At 71.0% G+C, this 17,265-nt stretch carries 17 protein-coding genes and 1 riboswitch; of the genes, 8 read left to right on the top strand and 9 right to left on the bottom strand.

The window, feature by feature from the left end:
* Positions 1 to 49 precede the first annotated feature (49 nt).
* The gene (locus PUR53_RS41355; RefSeq protein ID WP_329912025.1) at positions 50 to 409 is read right to left on the bottom strand and encodes a hypothetical protein; all 360 of its coding nucleotides are present in this window, start codon (positions 407 to 409) and stop codon (positions 50 to 52) included.
* A 52-nt stretch (positions 410 to 461) separates the two neighbouring features.
* Positions 462 to 573, top strand: a riboswitch (TPP riboswitch).
* On the opposite strand from PUR53_RS41355, the gene thiO reads away from it, so the two are divergent.
* From thiO to PUR53_RS41330, 5 genes are all read left to right on the top strand, one after another.
* A complete protein-coding gene (gene thiO / locus PUR53_RS41350) occupies positions 571 to 1,746 on the top strand; it encodes a glycine oxidase ThiO (protein WP_329912024.1) in 1,176 nt (391 codons plus the stop codon). It overlaps the preceding riboswitch by 3 nt.
* 29 nt (positions 1,747 to 1,775) lie before the next feature.
* Complete coding sequence (gene thiS, locus PUR53_RS41345) at positions 1,776 to 1,976, top strand: sulfur carrier protein ThiS (RefSeq protein ID WP_045555797.1); 201 nt, start codon at positions 1,776 to 1,778, stop codon at positions 1,974 to 1,976.
* A 4-nt stretch (positions 1,977 to 1,980) separates the two neighbouring features.
* Positions 1,981 to 2,775, top strand: coding sequence for a thiazole synthase (locus PUR53_RS41340; protein ID WP_329898966.1), 795 nt, complete (start codon positions 1,981 to 1,983; stop codon positions 2,773 to 2,775).
* 163 nt (positions 2,776 to 2,938) lie between these two features.
* Entirely contained in the window at positions 2,939 to 4,858 is a 1,920-nt protein-coding gene (pknB, locus tag PUR53_RS41335) for a Stk1 family PASTA domain-containing Ser/Thr kinase (protein ID WP_329912023.1), read from the top strand.
* 66 nt (positions 4,859 to 4,924) lie between these two features.
* The gene (locus PUR53_RS41330; protein WP_329898964.1) at positions 4,925 to 5,836 is read left to right on the top strand and encodes a deoxyribonuclease IV; all 912 of its coding nucleotides are present in this window, start codon (positions 4,925 to 4,927) and stop codon (positions 5,834 to 5,836) included.
* Positions 5,837 to 5,860: 24 nt separating this feature from the next.
* Here the strand turns inward: PUR53_RS41330 and PUR53_RS41325 are convergent, their stop codons facing one another.
* Positions 5,861 to 6,508, bottom strand: a complete 648-nt coding sequence (locus tag PUR53_RS41325; RefSeq protein ID WP_329898963.1) for a sulfite oxidase-like oxidoreductase — start codon at positions 6,506 to 6,508, stop codon at positions 5,861 to 5,863.
* A gap of 175 nt (positions 6,509 to 6,683) precedes the next feature.
* Between PUR53_RS41325 and bfr the strand changes: the two genes are divergently transcribed.
* Entirely contained in the window at positions 6,684 to 7,163 is a 480-nt protein-coding gene (gene bfr / locus PUR53_RS41320) for a bacterioferritin (RefSeq protein WP_045555341.1), read from the top strand.
* 18 nt (positions 7,164 to 7,181) lie between these two features.
* Here bfr and PUR53_RS41315 read toward each other — a convergent pair whose 3' ends face one another.
* The 3 genes from PUR53_RS41315 to PUR53_RS41305 all read right to left on the bottom strand — a co-directional run bounded on the left by PUR53_RS41315 (position 7,182) and on the right by PUR53_RS41305 (position 10,580).
* On the bottom strand, positions 7,182 to 7,415 hold the full coding sequence (locus tag PUR53_RS41315) for a (2Fe-2S)-binding protein (RefSeq protein ID WP_033528147.1): 234 nt from the start codon (positions 7,413 to 7,415) through the stop codon (positions 7,182 to 7,184).
* Between the two features lie 163 nt (positions 7,416 to 7,578).
* Positions 7,579 to 8,928: a class II 3-deoxy-7-phosphoheptulonate synthase gene (locus tag PUR53_RS41310; RefSeq protein ID WP_329898962.1), complete on the bottom strand. Its 1,350-nt coding sequence runs from the start codon at positions 8,926 to 8,928 to the stop codon at positions 7,579 to 7,581.
* Positions 8,929 to 9,041: 113 nt separating this feature from the next.
* On the bottom strand, positions 9,042 to 10,580 hold the full coding sequence (locus tag PUR53_RS41305) for a hypothetical protein (protein WP_329898961.1): 1,539 nt from the start codon (positions 10,578 to 10,580) through the stop codon (positions 9,042 to 9,044).
* A gap of 123 nt (positions 10,581 to 10,703) precedes the next feature.
* Here PUR53_RS41305 and PUR53_RS48440 point away from each other — a divergent pair, with 123 nt between their 5' ends.
* On the top strand, positions 10,704 to 10,760 hold the full coding sequence (locus PUR53_RS48440; protein ID WP_071528813.1) for a trp operon leader peptide: 57 nt from the start codon (positions 10,704 to 10,706) through the stop codon (positions 10,758 to 10,760).
* A 118-nt stretch (positions 10,761 to 10,878) separates the two neighbouring features.
* Positions 10,879 to 12,756 (top strand): anthranilate synthase family protein, encoded by a 1,878-nt coding sequence (locus PUR53_RS41300; RefSeq protein ID WP_329912022.1) that lies wholly within the window; start codon positions 10,879 to 10,881, stop codon positions 12,754 to 12,756.
* A gap of 296 nt (positions 12,757 to 13,052) precedes the next feature.
* Here the strand turns inward: PUR53_RS41300 and PUR53_RS41295 are convergent, their stop codons facing one another.
* The 4 genes from PUR53_RS41295 to PUR53_RS41280 form a co-directional block, all read right to left on the bottom strand.
* Complete coding sequence (locus PUR53_RS41295) at positions 13,053 to 14,081, bottom strand: 6-phosphofructokinase (RefSeq protein WP_329898959.1); 1,029 nt, start codon at positions 14,079 to 14,081, stop codon at positions 13,053 to 13,055.
* Between the two features lie 164 nt (positions 14,082 to 14,245).
* Positions 14,246 to 14,893, bottom strand: coding sequence for a response regulator transcription factor (locus PUR53_RS41290; protein WP_329899317.1), 648 nt, complete (start codon positions 14,891 to 14,893; stop codon positions 14,246 to 14,248).
* 83 nt (positions 14,894 to 14,976) lie between these two features.
* Positions 14,977 to 16,224, bottom strand: a complete 1,248-nt coding sequence (gene macS, locus PUR53_RS41285; RefSeq protein WP_329898958.1) for a MacS family sensor histidine kinase — start codon at positions 16,222 to 16,224, stop codon at positions 14,977 to 14,979.
* 81 nt (positions 16,225 to 16,305) lie between these two features.
* Entirely contained in the window at positions 16,306 to 17,121 is an 816-nt protein-coding gene (locus PUR53_RS41280) for a lysophospholipid acyltransferase family protein (protein WP_329898957.1), read from the bottom strand.
* Between the last annotated feature and the right edge of the window lie 144 nt (positions 17,122 to 17,265).

Here is a 17,265-nt window from a genome sequence, read left to right as displayed (position 1 = left end):
CAGGGGGTGGGTGGCCCGGTCGTCCGGCGGACGGCCGGCGAGGGTGACTTCAGCGGGCGCGGTCCGACGTCTCGTGGACCTGCTCCACCACGCTCGTCCCGCTTCCGGACCGCGACTCCCACTCCCAGGTCTCCTCCAGCCGGACGCGCCCGTCGGGCAGTTCGGCCACGAGGGACACGCAGTGGCCGGAGGCGGTGGTCCCGTCGGTCTTCAACTGCACGTAGCGGAAGTCCAGCCGGTCCCCCGCGCGCGTGCCCACGAGCCGGCCCCGTACGACGTCGCCGCCCGTGTAGTCGGCCCAGATCTCGCCGTCCTTCTCGTGGTACGTGAACCGGGTGCGGGTGCCCACCTGACCTGGGGCTTGGTCGGCGACGGGGGCGAGGACGAGACCGTCGAGCGAGCGGGCCATGGGCACGGGCTCCCTTACTGAGGCGATCGGCGGGGGCTAGGGTGGGCCACCGTAGAGCACTCGCGGGAGCCCGGACGCACCGGGCTGAGAGGGAGGCTGGCGGCCTCCGACCGTACGAACCTGATCCGGGTCATGCCGGCGAAGGGAGGGGCTGGACGCCCATGTCGCGTACGCACACGTCAGACGTCCTCGTCGTGGGGGGCGGAATCATCGGACTCGTCACGGCGTGGCGGTCCGCGCAGCGCGGGTTCACCACGACCGTGGTCGATCCCGAACCCGGTGGCGGGGCCGCGCGGGTGGCGGCCGGGATGCTCGCCGCCGTGACCGAACTGCACTACGGCGAGGAGACGCTGCTCGGGCTCAACCTGGAGTCCGCGCGCCGCTACCCGGACTTCGCGGCCGAGTTGACGGAGGCCACCGGCCTCGACCTCGGGTACCGCCGCTCCGGCACGCTCGCCGTCGCGCTCGACGCCGACGACCGCGCCCATCTGCGCGAACTGCACGCCCTGCAGCGTCGGTCGGGGCTCGACTCGGAGTGGCTGAGCGGACGGGAGTGCCGGCGCCTGGAGCCGATGCTCGCGCCGGGCGTGCGCGGCGGGCTGCGGGTCGACGGGGACCACCAGGTCGACCCGAGGCGGCTCTCCAGCGCCCTCGTCGCGGCCTGCGAACGCGCCGGGGTGGTGTTCCACCGGGCTTGGGCCGAGGAACTGACGGTGACCCGAGAGCGAGCCACCGGGATCCGGACCGGCGAGGGTGACCGGCTGAGCGCCGGGCACACCGTCCTCGCCGCGGGCAGTCTCAGCGGCCGGCTCGCGGGGGTCCCGACCGACGTGCGGCCGCCGGTGCGGCCGGTGAAGGGGCAGGTGCTGCGGCTGACCGTGCCGAAGCAGTACGCGCCCTTCCTGAGCCGAACGGTGCGGGCCGTGGTGCGCGGCAGCCAGGTCTATCTGGTGCCGCGCGAGAACGGCGAACTCGTCGTCGGCGCGACCAGCGAGGAGCAGGGCTGGGACACGACGGTCACCGCGGGCGGGGTGTACGAACTGCTGCGGGACGCCCATGAACTCGTCCCCGGGATCACCGAACTGCCGCTCACCGAGACCCGCGCGGGACTGCGGCCCGCCTCCCCCGACAACGCTCCGCTCCTCGGCCCGAGCGGACTGGACGGCCTGCTCCTGGCGACCGGCCACTACCGCAACGGGGTGCTTCTCACACCGGTCACCGGCGACGTCCTGGCCGAGGTGCTGACCACCGGTGAACTACCGGCGGAGGCACGCGACTTCACCCCTCTGCGGTTCCGCGCCGGTGCGGCCCGCGAACTCCTGGAGCAGCCCGTATGAGCACCAGCCGTATGAGCACCACCGGGACCCTGACCGTGTCCGTCAACGGGGAGCCGCGGCAGATCGCCCCCGGCACCGCGCTCGACGCGCTCGTGCGGACGCTCACGCCGTCCGTCTCCGGTGTCGCCGCCGCCCTCAACGAGACCGTCGTCCCACGCGCGCGGTGGACGACCACCGCCCTCGCCGAGGGGGACCGTGTCGAGGTCCTCACCGCCGTCCAAGGAGGCTGATCCCATGGCAGACGACCCCTTCGTCCTCGGCGGCACGACCTACGCGTCCCGCCTGATCATGGGCACCGGCGGCGCGAGCGGCCTGGACGTCCTGGAGCGCGCGCTGGTGGCCTCCGGCACGGAGCTGACCACGGTCGCGATGCGCCGGGTCGACGCCGGCACGCAGGGCTCGGTCCTGTCCGTGCTCGACCGGCTCGGCATCCGGGTGCTGCCCAACACGGCCGGCTGCTTCACGGCGGGCGAGGCCGTGCTGACGGCCCGCCTCGCGCGCGAGGCGCTCGGTACGTCGCTGGTCAAGCTGGAGGTCATCGCCGACGAGCGCACCCTGCTGCCCGACCCGATCGAACTGCTCGACGCCGCCGAGACGCTCGTCGACGACGGTTTCACGGTGCTGCCGTACACGAACGACGACCCCGTGCTGGCGCGGAAGCTCCAGGACGTGGGCTGTGCCGCGATCATGCCGCTGGGGTCGCCCATCGGCTCGGGGCTCGGCATCCGCAACCCGCACAACTTCCAGCTGATCGTCGAGCACGCGCGCGTGCCGGTGATCCTGGACGCGGGTGCCGGGACGGCGTCGGACGTGGCGCTCGCGATGGAGCTGGGGTGCGCCGGTGTCATGCTCGCCTCCGCCGTGACCCGGGCGCAGGAGCCGGTCCTGATGGCCGAGGGCATGCGGCACGCGGTGGAGGCCGGACGGCTCGCGTACCGGGCGGGCCGCATCCCCCGCCGTCACTTCGCCGAGGCCTCCTCGCCCGGCGAGGGACTGGCCCGGCTGGATCCGGAGCGCCCGGCGTTCTGAGGCGGAGCTCACGCCGCTCCGGCCGCCACTCGAACAGCCGAACGAGTCAGGTCGGAGACCCGCTCGTCACAGCGCTCCGGGCTCGGTCACAGGTCTGCTGCAGTACGTCTCGCGGGCCACGGGGCCCCTGGGCCTGTCGGCGGCGGCTCGTACACTCACCTGCGTGGACACGACCCTTCAGGACCCGCTTGTCGGCCAGGTGCTCGACGGTCGGTATCGAGTCGAGGCGCGGATCGCGGTCGGCGGGATGGCCACGGTCTACAGGACCGTGGACACCCGCCTCGACCGCGTGCTCGCGCTCAAGGTGATGCATCCGACGCTGGCCGCGGACCGGACGTTCGTCGAGCGGTTCATCCGGGAGGCTAAGTCGGTCGCCCGGCTCTCCCACCCGAACGTGGTGGGGGTCTACGACCAGGGCACCGACGGCTCGTACGTCTACCTCGCGATGGAGTACGTGGCCGGCTGCACCCTGCGTGACGTGCTGCGTGAGCGCGGGGCGCTCCAGCCCCGCGCGGCGCTGGACATCCTGGAGCCGGTGCTCGCCGCGCTGGGCGCCGCGCACCGCGCCGGGTTCGTGCACCGGGACATGAAGCCGGAGAACGTGCTGATAGGGGACGACGGCCGGGTCAAGGTCGCCGACTTCGGGCTCGTCCGGGCCGTGGACACCGTCACCAGCACCACCGGCAGCGTCCTCGGCACCGTCGCCTACCTCGCCCCCGAGCAGTTGGAGCACGGCACGACCGACACCCGTGTCGACGTGTACGCGTGCGGCGTGATGCTCTACGAGATGCTCACCGGTGGCAAGCCGCACGCCGGCGACTCCCCCGCGCAGGTGCTCTACCACGCGCTCCACGACGACGTGCCGCCGCCGTCGGCCGCGGTGCCGGGGCTGCCCTACGAGCTCGACCACCTGGTCGCCTCGGCGACCGCCCGCAATCCGGAGCTGCGGCCGTACGACGCCGTGGCTCTGCTCGCGCAGACACTGGAGGCACGGGCGGGGCTGAGTGCCGAGCAGTTGGACGTGGTGCCGCCGCAGGCGATAGCCGACGGCCATGACACGGCGGAGGACCGGACGAGCGTCATCCCGCGTTCCCTGTCCGTGTCGCGGTCGGTGGGACTGGATCCCGACGAGCGGTTGAACCGCACGAGCCGGTTCGATTCGCCTCCGCCGCCGCCCCGGGGCGCCCGCACCTTCCCGGCGCCCCGGCGCGGGCTGTGGGCGGTCGTCGTCGCCGTGGTGCTCGTGCTGGGTGTGGGCGGGGGTGTCTGGTACATCAACTCGGGTCAGTTCACGCAGGTCCCGGCCGTGTTGCAGCAGAGCGAGGCGGACGCCACGAGGCGGCTGGAGGGTGCCGGGCTGGACGTCGACGTCAAGCAGGCGTTCAGCGACACCGTCGAGCGCGGCAGGGTGATCGGCACCGACCCGGCGCCCGGCGAACGGATCCGGGACAACGACACCGTGACGGTGACGATCTCCAGGGGCCCGCAGACCGTGAAGGTGCCGGATCTCAAGGGCACCCCGCTGGCCGAGGCGAAGACCCAGCTGAAGGACGACGGACTCGAACCGGGTGTGGTGACGCGGGAGTTCAGCGACGAGGTCCTCCGGGGACAGGTGATCGGCACCCGGCCGGGCGCGGGCACCGAGATCTCGTCCGGCGCGGCGGTCCGGATCGTGGTCAGCCGGGGCGCCCCGGTGGAGGTGCCCGAGGTGTCGGGTGCGTCGGTCGCGGACGCCACCGCGGAGCTGGAGGAGGCGGGCCTGAAGGTGAAGATCGCCCCCGGCCGGGTCAACTCCGAGTTCGACAAGGGGCTGGTGGCCGAGCAGTCCCCGGGCGTCGGCAAGCAGGTCGGGCAGGGCGACACCGTCACCCTGACGCTCTCCAAGGGGCCCGTGATGGTCGAGGTCCCCGATGTCGTGGGCGACAGCGTCGACGACGCGACCCGGCAGCTGAAGGACGCCGGTTTCGAGGTCGAGGAGGACCGAGGGATCCTCGGGCTCTTCGGCGACGAGGTCAAGAGCCAGTCGGTGGACGGCGGGGACACGGCGCCCAAGGGCTCGACCATCACCATCGAGATCCGCTGACGGGCGGCCCGGCCGTCGCCTCGAACCGGCGGCCGGGCACCGCGGGCCCCATGACACCCTGGTGCGGTGAGCACTCAGCAGTCCCCCGCCCTCCCGGGCCCCGTCCCCACCCCCGCCGGCCCGTCCCGCAACCCCGTCGGCGGCCATGTGCCCGTCGCCGGGGGCCTGAACTCCGTAGGGCTGACGTACGCCCGTGATCTGAGGGCCGAGACCGTCCAGGTCTTCGTCGCCAACCCGCGCGGCTGGGCGACCCCGGTCGGCAACCCCCGGCAGGACGAGGAGTTCCGCGCGGCCTGCGCCGAGGAGTCGATCCCCGCGTACGTGCACGCGCCGTACCTGATCAACTTCGGCTCGCACACCGAGGCGACGGCGGAGCGGTCCGTGGAGTCGATGCGGCACTCGCTGCGCCGGGGGCGGGAGATCGGCGCGCTCGGGGTGGTCGTGCACACGGGGAGCGCGACCGGCGGGCGGGACCGGTCGGTGGCGCTCAAGCAGGTGCGGGAGTATCTGCTGCCGGTGCTGGACGAGTTGACCCACGACGACGACCCGTTTCTGCTGCTGGAGTCGACGGCGGGCCAGGGAGCCTCGCTGTGCTCGCGCACCTGGGACTTCGGGCCGTACTTCGAGGCGCTGGACGCCCATCCGAAGCTGGGTGTCTGTCTGGACACCTGCCACATCTTCGCGGCCGGCCACGATCTGACCGGCCCGGACGGTATGCACCGGACCCTCGACCTGCTGGTGGACACCGTCGGCGAGGGCCGGCTGAAGCTGATCCACGCCAACGACTCCAAGGACGTGGTCGGCGCCCACAAGGACCGCCACGAGAACATCGGCTCCGGCCACATCGGCGAGGACCCCTTCCGCGCCCTGATGACCCACCCCGCCACGGCGGGCGTGCCACTGATCATCGAGACCCCGGGCGGCAAGGAGGGCCACGCGGCGGACGTGGAACGCCTGAAGAAACTCAGGGACGGCTGACGCGCCCCCTCGTGGACAGGCCCGTCAGAGGTCGGGCCCGTCCCCCGGTTCCTCCTGGTAGGAGTAGCGCTGTTCCTGCCAGGGGTCGCCGATGTTGTGGTAGCCGCGTTCCTCCCAGAAGCCGCGGCGGTCGGCGGTCATGTACTCGATGCCGCGGACCCATTTGGGGCCCTTCCAGGCGTAGAGGTGGGGGACGACGAGGCGGACCGGGAAGCCGTGCTCGGCGGTGAGGAGTTCGCCGTCCTTGTGGGTGGCGAAGATCGTGCGGTCGTCGGCGAAGTCGGCGAGGCGGAGATTGGAGCTGAAGCCGTACTCCGCCCACACCATCACATGGGTGACCTCGGGGGCGGGTGGCGCGATGTCCAGGATCGTCCGGGCCGGGATGCCGCCCCATTCGGCGCCGACCATGCTGAACTTCGTCACACAGTGCAGATCGGCCACGACCGAGGCGTACGGCAGGGCGGTGAACTCGTCATGGGTCCAGGCGTGCTTCTCGCCGTCGGCGGTGGCGCCGAAGACCCGGAAGTCCCAGCGCTCGGGACGGAACTTGGGGACGGGCCCGTAATGCGTGACGGGCCAGCCACGCTGGAGCCGCTGTCCCGGCGGAAGCTGCGACGACGCCGCGTTCTCAGAGGCGCGATCTCCTGATGCGCGTTCCACCGGCTGACCCATGACTCCATCCTGACAGACCCCGGGTGGTGCACATGACCAGGGCCCACCCGACCCGGACATTCCGAACTAAGGCTGCACTTACTTACTAAGCTTGCACTTACTGGACGATCTTCGACAGCGGTGCAATCATCGCGGCGCAACCTCCTCATTCCCCGCTTGGTAAGGAGCTTCTGCGATGCAGGGCGACCCCGAGGTCATCGAATTCCTCAACGAGCAGCTGACCGCGGAGCTCACCGCGATCAACCAGTACTTCCTGCACGCCAAGATGCAGGAGAACTTCGGCTGGACGAAGCTCGCGAAGTACACGCGTCACGAGTCGTTCGACGAGATGAAGCACGCGGAGGTGCTCACCGACCGGATCCTGTTCCTGGACGGCCTGCCGAACTACCAGCGGCTGTTCCACGTCCGGGTGGGCCAGACGGTCAAGGAGATGTTCGAGGCCGACCGGATGATCGAGGTCGAGGCGATCGACCGGCTCAAGCGCGGTATCGAGGTGATGCGCAACAAGGGTGACGTCACCTCGGCGAACATCTTCGAGTCGATCCTCGCGGACGAGGAGCACCACATCGACTACCTCGACACCCAGCTGGAACTGCTGGAGAAGCTCGGTGAGGCGCTCTACATCGCGCAGCTGATCGAGCAGCCCGAGAGCTGAGCCGGGCCGCTTCCTGGGTCAGGCCGCTTCCTCGAGCTCGGTGAAGACCGACTCGCCCTGGTCGGCCGACTCACGGCGCGGGCACGCGCCCCGGCCGAGGATCGCCTGGATCCGCCGGACGCACGAACCGCAGTCGGTGCCCGCCTTGCAGGCGGACGCGATCTGGCGAGGGGTGCAGGCACCGTCCGCCGCATGCTTCTTGACCTGCTGCTCGGTGATGCCGAAGCAACTGCAGACGAACACGCGGTTCACCTCCCGCCGGGATCGATAGGTGGCGCCATCCCGATGATCGGTGAGGCTAACCTAACCTTACCCGGCGGGCGAGGACCGCAAAAGTGGAGTGGGGCGCGGATCGTATGTGATCCGCGCCCCACGTCATGCCCCTGTAACAGGCGCACCCACTGTTGATCTTTTACTAGTCGCGGTACAGCTCCGCGACCAGGAACGCCAGGTCCAGGGACTGGCTGCGGTTGAGCCGGGGGTCGCACGCGGTCTCGTAGCGCTGGTGCAGGTCGTCGACGAAGATCTCGTCGCCGCCGCCCACGCACTCGGTGACATCGTCACCGGTGAGCTCCACGTGGATGCCGCCCGGATGGGTGCCGAGGCCCTTGTGGACCTCGAAGAAGCCCTTGACCTCGTCGAGCACGTCGTCGAAGCGGCGGGTCTTGTGGCCGGAGGCCGCCTCGAAGGTGTTGCCGTGCATCGGGTCGGTCACCCAGGCCACGGTGGCGCCGGAGGCGGTGACCTTCTCGACCAGCTCGGGCAGCTTGTCGCGGACCTTGTCCGCGCCCATGCGCACGATGAAGGTGAGACGGCCCGCCTCGCGGTGCGGGTCGAGGCGCTCGATGTACTGCAGCGCCTCCTCGGCCGTGGTCGTCGGGCCGAGCTTGATCCCGATCGGGTTGCGGATCTGCGAGGCGAACTCGATGTGCGCGTGGTCCAGCTGCCGGGTGCGCTCGCCGATCCACACCATGTGCGCGGAGACGTCGTACAGGTGCCCCGTGCGCGAGTCCACGCGGGTGAGCGCCGACTCGTAATCGAGCAGCAGCGCCTCGTGCGAGGAGAAGAACTCGACGGTGCGGAACTCCTCCGGGTCGGCCCCGCAGGCGTGCATGAAGTGCAGCGCGTTGTCGATCTCGCGGGCGAGCTGCTCGTAGCGCTGGCCGGACGGGGACGACTTCACGAAGTCCTGGTTCCAGGCGTGCACCTGGCGCAGGTCGGCGTAGCCGCCGGTGGTGAAGGCGCGCACCAGGTTGAGCGTGGAGGCGGAGGCGTTGTACATCCGCTTCAGGCGCTCGGGGTCCGGGATGCGGGCGGCCTCGTTGAAGTCGAAGCCGTTGACCGAGTCACCGCGGTACGTCGGCAGGGTCACGCCGTCGCGGGTCTCGGTGCCCTTGGAGCGGGGCTTGGAGTACTGCCCGGCGATCCGGCCGACCTTCACGACGGGCACGGAGGCCGCGTATGTGAGGACGGCGCCCATCTGGAGCAGTGTCTTCAGCTTGTTGCGGATGTGGTCGGCCGACACGGCGTCGAAGGCCTCGGCGCAGTCGCCGCCCTGGAGGAGGAACGCCTCTCCCTTGGCGACGGACGCCATCCGGGCGCGCAGCTGGTCGCACTCGCCCGCGAAGACGAGCGGCGGATACGACTCGAGCTCCGCAACGACTGCGCGCAGAGCCTCGGTGTCGGGGTACTCGGGCTGCTGCGCCGCGGGCAGGTCTCGCCAGGTGTTGCCAGCGCTCGCGCTGGACTTAGCGTTCACGGTCACGACGTCCACATTACGGGGTCATGTCCGGTGTCCATCCCGCTGCTCATCAAGTGAGACGAACCCCGCTCGATCGGGAGCGGGGTTCGTCGGGCCGGTGGTGTGGGCCGCCGGTGTCAGTGCAGGTTCATGACCGCGCTGTCGTCGAAGCCGACGGCGAAGACCGTACGCAGCGACAGGTTGGCGGCGTTGTTGTAGCCGTCACAGGCGTTCTTCTTCTCGTCGGGCTCCTCCACGGCCTTGAACTCGTGGGGGAAGCTCGTGCGCAGCGTCGTACCGGGGCAGATGTGCTCCGTGAGCCCCCACAGCTCCTCCACCTGGTCCGTGCCGAGCCTCGGCCAGTAGCTCAGGGCCTGGGGCGTGCCCACCGCCCAGTTGCCGTTCGCGTACACCGTCTCGCCGACCGTGCGGTTGCAGGCCGTGGTGGCGCGGGTGTCGCCCACCCAGGTGCGCGAGAAGACGGCGGGCTGGAGGGCGCAGCCCTTGTGGAAGGCGAAGTTCAGCAGCCCGGCGCCGTCGGTCCAGGTCATGCCGCCCTGGAGGCCCACGTAGCGGGAGGCGGCGTAGGCGTCCTGGATCACGGTCTTGCCGCCCGACATGTTGAGCAGCCCCGGGTAGGTCGAGGCGCTCGTCGGATTGAGCTGGTAGCGCACCACCCGGCCGCCCGCGGCGCTGCCGAACCACTCGCCGGTGACCAGCTTGTACGGGCTGCCGCCGGACTTGTCGAGGGAGAGCCAGGAGTAGCAGAGGGAGTCGGCGTCGGGGGTGCCGTTCACGGCGTCCGCGTCACAGGCGCCGGAGGGCGGCGGGGAGGCCTGCTTGTAGTAGTGCACCTGCGGCAGCACGTACGGGTAGCCGCAGGCGCTGGACTTCCCGGCGCTGTCGATGCCGTAGGAGTTGAGGCCGGAGCCGTAGGTGTCGACCTTGCCCAGCTTGTTGATGTCGAAGACACGGATGCCGTTGGAGGTGTCCGTGACGTAGATGTAGTTGCCGTACCAGACGATGCCGCCGCCGTGGCCGGTGACGAACTTGAAGTCCGCGCCGCCCTCGGTCGGCTCGGCGAGCAGGATGTGGCGGTACTTCTGGGTGTCACGGTCGATGAGGGTGAGCTTGAGCAGGTTGTTCGTCTTGCACTTGTCGTTGGCCTCGTAGTCACCGGCCGCGTTGGTCTTGAAGGTCTCGTAGTGCCAGGCGACCGCCGTGACGCGCTTGTCCTGGATGGCGCCGTCGGCCCCGTCGGCGGTGCCGGTGCTGCTCATGCCCTGCGGCCACCAGCGCGGGGTGGTGTCGTCGCCGTGCGCCGAGGACCAGCACCAGGCGACCTTCCGGGTCACCGGCGGCAGGGCCTTCGTCTCGTCGCCGGCGCAGGCGCGCATGGTGCGCAGGTTCATCCAGGGGTCGCTCGCCCCGGAGGAGTTCGTCGTGTAGTTGGTGGTGACGACGTCGGCGAGGTCGGCGTCCGCCAGCTTGCCGTCGAGGGTGGTGGCCGCCGACACGGTGCTGGTGTCGGTCATCTTGAACCTGTCGCCGCTCAGCGTCAGCTTCGTCACCACCGGCTCGTCCGCGGCCGCCGCCGGTTGCCCGGTGAGCCCGGCGAACAGGGCTGCCGCCGCGACGACGAAGGCCAGGGGCCTCGTTCTCCCTATGAGTGACACACTCGCCCTTCCGTATCCACAAATCGACTCGAACATGTCAAGTCTGAACAGTAGGTGATCATAAATTGAACCCTCGGCGCGGATCACCTGAGTTCCGCGGAAATCTCCGGTAAGGTGCCGCGCATGTTCGCGCACTCGACCCAGAACTGGTGGTGGACCGCTCATCCGGCGGCCCACTGACTGCGCGTACGCAAGACTTCGCGAAGGCCGCCCGAGGGGCGGCCTTCGGTGTTTCCAGGGCCGGGCCGTTCCTCTCTGATCACCGCGACGACCGTGATCCCCCAGGGAAGAGGAACCCATGGATCTGACCCGGCTGCTGTCCGACGACCGCCCGTTCGCGCTGCTGCGACGGCGCACCCCCGGCCTGTACGACCACGACACGGTGGAGCTGCTGATCGGCCCGGTGACGACGTACGAGCGGCTCGCCGACCTGCCCGACGAGGGGCTGGCGCTCGTCCCGTTCCGGCAGATCCGTGAACGCGGCTTCGACGTCCGCGACGACGGGACGCCCCTGTCGGTGCTGATGCCCGAGGAGTCGTACGCACTGCCGCTGGAGCGGGCCCTCTCACAGTTGCCGGCGCACGACGTCCGGGTCGAGGGCGGTGGCTTCGACGTGGGCGACGAGGAGTACGCGGAGATCGTCGGCCGGGTGCTGCGCGACGAGATCGGGCGGGGCGAGGGCGCCAACTTCGTGATCCGGCGGACGTACGAGGGCACGGTCCCGGGCTTCGGTCGCGCCGACGCGCTCGCGCTGTTCCGGCGGCTGCTGGAGGGCGAGCGGGGGGCGTACTGGACCTTCGTGGTGCACACCGGGGAGCGCACACTGGTCGGCGCCTCCCCCGAGGTGCACGTGCGGATGTCCGGCGGGACGGTCGTGATGAACCCGATCAGCGGGACGTACCGCTATCCGGCCGAGGGCCCCACCCCGGAGGATCTGCTGGCCTTCCTCGGCGACGGCAAGGAGATCGAGGAGCTGTCGATGGTCGTCGACGAGGAGCTCAAGATGATGTGCACGGTCGGCGACATGGGCGGGGTCGTGGTCGGGCCCCGGCTGAAGGAGATGGCGCACCTGGCGCACACCGAGTACGAGCTGCGCGGCCGGTCCTCGCTGGACGTGCGGGAGGTGCTGCGGGAGACGATGTTCGCCGCGACGGTCACCGGCTCGCCGGTGCAGAACGCGTGCCGGGTGATCGAGCGGTACGAGCCCCTCGGGCGGGACGGTGTCGCGCGCGGGTACTACGCCGGGGCGTTGGCGCTGCTGGGGCGGGACGCGGGCGGTGCGCAGACCCTGGACTCGCCGATCCTGATCCGTACGGCCGACATCGCGGCGGACGGGCGGCTGAAGGTGCCGGTGGGGGCCACGCTGGTGCGGGGCTCGGACCCCGCGAGCGAGGTCGCCGAGACCCATGCGAAGGCGGCGGGGGTGCTGGCGGCGCTGGGGGTACGGCCCGGACGGCCGGAGCAGGAGCGGGTGCGGCCGGGGCTGGCCGAGGACTCCCGGGTGCGGGCCGCGCTGGACGGGCGGCGGGCCTCCCTGGCGCCGTTCTGGCTGCGGATGCGGGAGCGCACGGGTGAGCTGACCGGTCACGCGCTCGTCGTCGACGCCGAGGACACCTTCACGGCGATGCTCGCGCATCTGCTGCGGTCGTCGGGGCTGGAGGTGACGGTACGGCGGTACGACGAGCCGGGGCTGCGGGAGGCCGTGCTCGCGCACGAGGGCGTGCTGGTGCTGGGGCCCGGGCCCGGGGATCCGTCGGACGGGGACGACCCCAAGATGAGGTTCCTGCGGTCGCTGACCGCCGAGGTGCTGCGGGGGCACCGGTACGGGGTGCTCGGGGTGTGTCTCGGGCACGAACTGATCGCGCTGGAGCTGGGGTTGGAGATCGTGCGGAAGGAGGTGCCGTACCAGGGGGCGCAGACGGAGATCGATCTGTTCGGGCGGCCCGAGACCGTGGGGTTCTACAACAGCTTCGTGGCCCGGTGCGACGACGGGACGGCCGGGGAGTTGGCTGCGCGGGGGGTCGAGGTCAGCCGCACTGGGAGCGGTGAGGTGCACGCGCTGCGCGGCCCCGGGTTCGCGGGGGTGCAGTTCCATCCGGAGTCGGTGCTGACGCTGGACGGGGTGAGTGTGGTGGGTGAGCTGGTGGCGGGGGTTCAGTCTCTGCGGGCGGTTTAGGGGCCGGGGGGGTAGGTGGGGCTCGGGGTGGGGGGGGGGGGGGGGGGGGGGGGGGGTCCGCGGGGGGGGGGTGTTTTGGGGGGGGGGGGGGTTGGGGGGGCTCGGGGGGCGTCGTCGGGTGCGGGTGCGTGGGGGCTGGTCGCGCAGTTCCCCGCGCCCCTAAAAGACCAGGCCCTGCGGGCCTGAAAAGCACGGGGCGCAGCCCCTGCTTTTCAGGGGCGCGGGGAACTGCGCGAGAAGCCCCACCGGAGCCGCACCCGCCGACGCAGCCGCCCCCCACCCCATCAAGCGCACCCTCAGCCGAAGAAGACGCCGACCTCCTCGTACAGGCTCGGATCCACCGTCTTCAGACGGGCCGTCGCGTCGGCGATCGGGACGCGGACGATGTCGGTGCCACGAAGGGCCACCATCTTGCCGAAGTCCCGGTCGCGCACCGCGTCGATCGCGTGGAGGCCGAAGCGCGTGGCGAGCCAGCGGTCGAACGCCGAGGGCGTGCCGCCGCGCTGGACGTGACCGAGGACGGTCGTCCGGGCCTCCTTGCCGGTCCGCCTCTCGATCTCCTTGGACAGCCATTCGCCGACGCCGGAGAGACGGACGTGGCCGAAGGAGTCGAGCGAACCGTCCTTGAGGACCATCTCGCCGTCCTTCGGCATGGCCCCCTCCGCGACGACCACGATGGGCGCGTACGAGGCCTTGAAGCGGGACGTCACCCAGGCGCACACCTTGTCGACGTCGAAGCGCTGTTCGGGGATGAGGATGACGTTGGCGCCGCCGGCGAGACCGGAGTGGATGGCGATCCAGCCGGCGTGACGGCCCATCACCTCCACCACCAGGACCCGCATATGGGACTCGGCGGTGGTGTGGAGGCGGTCGATCGCCTCGGTGGCGATGCCGACCGCGGTGTCGAAGCCGAAGGTGTAGTCCGTGGCGGAGAGGTCGTTGTCGATGGTCTTGGGGACGCCCACGCACGGCACGCCGTACTCGTCCGACAGGCGCGCGGCCACCCCGAGGGTGTCCTCGCCGCCGATGGCGATGAGTGCCTCGACCTCCTGCTTGGCGAGGTTCTCCTTGATCCGGCGGATGCCGTTCTCCTGCTTGAGCGGATTGGTGCGGGAGGAGCCGAGGATCGTGCCGCCGCGGGGCAGGATGCCGCGCACGGCGGGGATGTCGAGGCGGACGGTGTCGTTCTCCAGCGGTCCTCGCCAGCCGTCCCGGAAGCCGACGAAGTCGTAGCCGTACTCCTGTACGCCCTTGCGGACGACGCCCCGGATGACGGCGTTGAGCCCGGGGCAGTCGCCGCCTCCGGTCAGTACTCCGACGCGCATGGAAATGTCCCTTCGCCGCGGTTGCCTGGTGAGGGTCACGCTAATAGTGATCCAGGTCACTTCGGCATGCACGGGAAGCCAATTCCGGCGAATTACGGCCGATTGAGGGGGAGTTGGCCGGAGTTGATCAAATCGCCATCACTCTATGGGGTGATTCAAGGCGTTTACTCATCGTCGAGACCACGCTCTATGGCATAGCGGACCAGCTCCACCCGGTTGTGGAGCTGGAGCTTGCCGAGGGTGTTCTGGACGTGGTTCTGGACCGTGCGGTGCGAGATGACGAGGCGTTCGGCGATCTGCTTGTAGCTCAGGCCCTTGGCGACGAGCCGCAGCACCTCGGTCTCGCGGTCGGTGAGCTGCGGCGCCTTCGGCTCGTCGGCGCCCGCCGCGGGCGCGGGCTCGGAGGCGAGGCGGCGGTACTCGCCGAGGACCAGGCCCGCGAGACCGGGCGTGAAGACGGGGTCGCCGACGGCGGTGCGGCGTACGGCGTCGATGAGCTCCTCCGTCGACGCCGACTTCAGCAGGTAGCCGGTCGCGCCGGACTTCACCGCCTCCAGGACGTCCGCGTGCTCCCCGCTCGCCGACAGCACGAGGACGCGCAGGGCGGGGTTGGCCCCCACCAGCTCCTTGCAGACCTGCACGCCCGGCTTCGCGGGCAGATTCAGGTCCAGGACGAGCACGTCCGGCCCGGTGGCGCGGGCACGCCGCACCGCCTGCTCGCCGTCGCCCGCCGTGGCGACCACGTCGAAGCCGGACTCGGACAGGTCGCGCGCGACGGCGTCGCGCCACATGGGGTGGTCGTCGACCACCATGACCCTGATCGGGCCGCCGCCCCCGCCGGGCCGCGCCACCGCGTCCGCCGACCCGTTGTCGCCCACGCTCTCCACGCTGTTCGTCACCGCTTCTCCGCCTTCCCCCGTACGCCCTTCGGCCCCTCTGCGGCCTTGGGCACCTTCAGTTCGACTTCCGTGCCCTGGCCGGGCACCGAGATCAGCTCGGCCGTGCCGCCGATGTCGCGCAGCCGCCCCCGGATTGAGAGGGCCACCCCGAGTCGGCCCTCACCCTCTGCCTGCGCGAGCCGTCCCTCGGGGATGCCGGGCCCGTCGTCCCGTACCGTCACGATGATCTCGTCCGGCCAGTCCTCGACCAGGATCCAGGCGCGGGCCCCGTCGCCCGCGTGCTCGCGCACATTGTCCAGGGCGGCACCGACCGCCGCCGCCAGCTCCCGCGCCCGCCCCGGGGCGAGCGTCACCGGGCCGCCCGGCTCGGAGAAGGTGACCATCGCGCCGGCGTACGGGGCGAGCAGCGCCCGCAGGTCCACGGGGTCCCCGGCGCCGTCGTCGGACGCGTCCGGTTCGTCCACCACGCGGACGAGGGCACCCTGGGCGGCGTCCTCCGAGATCCGGGAGACGGGGACCAGGCCGCCGGAGACCAGGGTGCGCAGCGCGACCTCCTGCTCGCCCGCCATCCGGCCCAGTTCGGCGGCCTCGCCGCCGAGAGCGGTGCCGCGCCGCTGGACCATGGCGAGGACCTGCAGCACGCTGTCGTGGATGTCCCGGGCGAGGCGTTCCCGTTCGCGGGTGGCGGCCTCGATCTCCAGGGCGCGGGCGAGGGTGCGCTCGGAGGCGCGGGCGACCTCGACGACGTAGCCGATGGCGATGGAGGCGACCCAGACCAGCAGGACGTTGTGGATGGTGTCGCGGGTGGGGGCGCCCCGGTGGATCAGGTTGGCGACGGCGACGAGCGTGGAGGCGAAGGCGGCCCAGCGCCAGCCACCCTTGATGGCGAAGGCCAGGACGGCGCCGGCGGTCCATATCGACGGCAGCGTGGGGCCGCCGGCCTCGATCCGCGCGGTCGAGTCGGCGAGCCGGGTGAGCAGGATGCCGACGATCGCGATGGTGAGGTCGGCCGCGAGGAACCGCTTGGTGCAGCTGGCGGCGCCCGCGACCTTGGGCAGGGTCACCAGCGTCCAGCCGGCCAGCACCACGAAGTAGGCGATCGCGAGCCAAGGCCGCTCGAACTTGTCGTACGCGCTGATGAACAGCCCGACGGCGTAGATCATCGTCAGGACGCGGTAGCCGGTGAGCGCGCGCCACAGCGGCTGCTCCACCGACATCGCCATGACCCGCTCAAGCTTCGGCACGTCCCCCACCCCCTGCTGACCCGCCACCGGGCACCCCCGGCGCACGCGTCCGGAAGGCGACCGTACCCGGGAACCCGGCGGTCACGAAGCCGGGCGGTCCTCGTCCGCGTCGCCCTTGCCCGCGCGGGCCTTCTCGGCCTGTTCCCTGAGCTCCTTGGCGGCCTGTTCCTTCTCGGCCTTGGCGAGGGCGGCCCTGGCGGCCTTGTCGGCCTCCTTCTCGGCCTTGGCGGCGTCCGCGATCTGCCGCTTGGCGGCGGTCGCGTAGATGTCGACGTACTCCTGGCCGGAGAGCTTCATGATCTCGTACATGACCTCGTCGGTCAGCGCCCGCAGGACGAAGCGGTCGTGCTCCATGCCCTGGTAGCGGCTGAAGTCGAGGGGCTTGCCGATGCGGATGCCGGGGCGCATCACCTTCGGCAGGACCTTGCCCGGGGGCTGGATCTTCTCCGTGTCGATCATGGCGACGGGGATGACGGGCGCACCGGTGGCGAGGGCCACGCGGGCCAGGCCGCCGGGCTTGCCCCGGTAGAGGCGGCCGTCGGGCGAGCGGGTGCCCTCGGGGTAGATGCCGAACAGTTCGCCGCTCTCGATGACCTGTATGCCGCTCCTGATCGCGGCCTCACCCGCGCCGCGCGCGCCGGACCGGTCCACCGGGAGCTGGCCGACGCCCTTGAAGAAGGCGGCCGTCAGCTTGCCCTTGATGCCGGGGGTGGTGAAGTACTCGGCCTTCGCGATGAACGTGACCTTGCGGTCCAGGACCGCGGGGAGGAAGAACGAGTCCGAGAAGGAGAGGTGGTTGCTCGCGAGGATCGCGGCGCCCTCGGCCGGAATGTTCTCCAGGCCCTCCACCCAGGGCCTGAAGGTGACCTTGAGCGGTCCCCCGATAGCGACCTTCATCGCGCCGTACAACAACCGAGTGCCTCTCTGTGATCCGTGGATGAGACCTTAACCCGGACGCCCGACGAAGAGTCCGACAGGTCCGGCCGGTGTCGACCGAAGCCCCTGGTCGGTGTCAGTGCGGTCGCGTACGGTGAACCACAT

This window comes from Streptomyces sp. SP18BB07 (assembly GCF_036322545.1).
Lineage (GTDB): Bacteria > Actinomycetota > Actinomycetes > Streptomycetales > Streptomycetaceae > Streptomyces > Streptomyces deccanensis.
The sequence above is the reverse complement of the archived record's forward strand: the minus strand, read 5'-3'. Positions and strand labels throughout refer to the sequence as shown.

Excerpts from the sequence above, each read along its gene's own strand:
- PUR53_RS41355 (WP_329912025.1), bottom strand. The coding sequence starts at position 409 with ATGGCCCGCTCGCTCGACGGTCTCGTCCTCGCCCCCGTCGCCGACCAA.
- thiO (WP_329912024.1), top strand. The coding sequence starts at position 571 with ATGTCGCGTACGCACACGTCAGACGTCCTCGTCGTGGGGGGCGGAATC.
- PUR53_RS41340 (WP_329898966.1), top strand. The coding sequence starts at position 1,981 with ATGGCAGACGACCCCTTCGTCCTCGGCGGCACGACCTACGCGTCCCGC.
- PUR53_RS41325 (WP_329898963.1), bottom strand. The coding sequence starts at position 6,508 with ATGGGTCAGCCGGTGGAACGCGCATCAGGAGATCGCGCCTCTGAGAAC.
- bfr (WP_045555341.1), top strand. The coding sequence starts at position 6,684 with ATGCAGGGCGACCCCGAGGTCATCGAATTCCTCAACGAGCAGCTGACC.
- PUR53_RS41300 (WP_329912022.1), top strand. The coding sequence starts at position 10,879 with ATGGATCTGACCCGGCTGCTGTCCGACGACCGCCCGTTCGCGCTGCTG.
- PUR53_RS41295 (WP_329898959.1), bottom strand. The coding sequence starts at position 14,081 with ATGCGCGTCGGAGTACTGACCGGAGGCGGCGACTGCCCCGGGCTCAAC.
- PUR53_RS41290 (WP_329899317.1), bottom strand. The coding sequence starts at position 14,893 with ATGGTGGTCGACGACCACCCCATGTGGCGCGACGCCGTCGCGCGCGAC.
- PUR53_RS41280 (WP_329898957.1), bottom strand. The coding sequence starts at position 17,121 with ATGAAGGTCGCTATCGGGGGACCGCTCAAGGTCACCTTCAGGCCCTGG.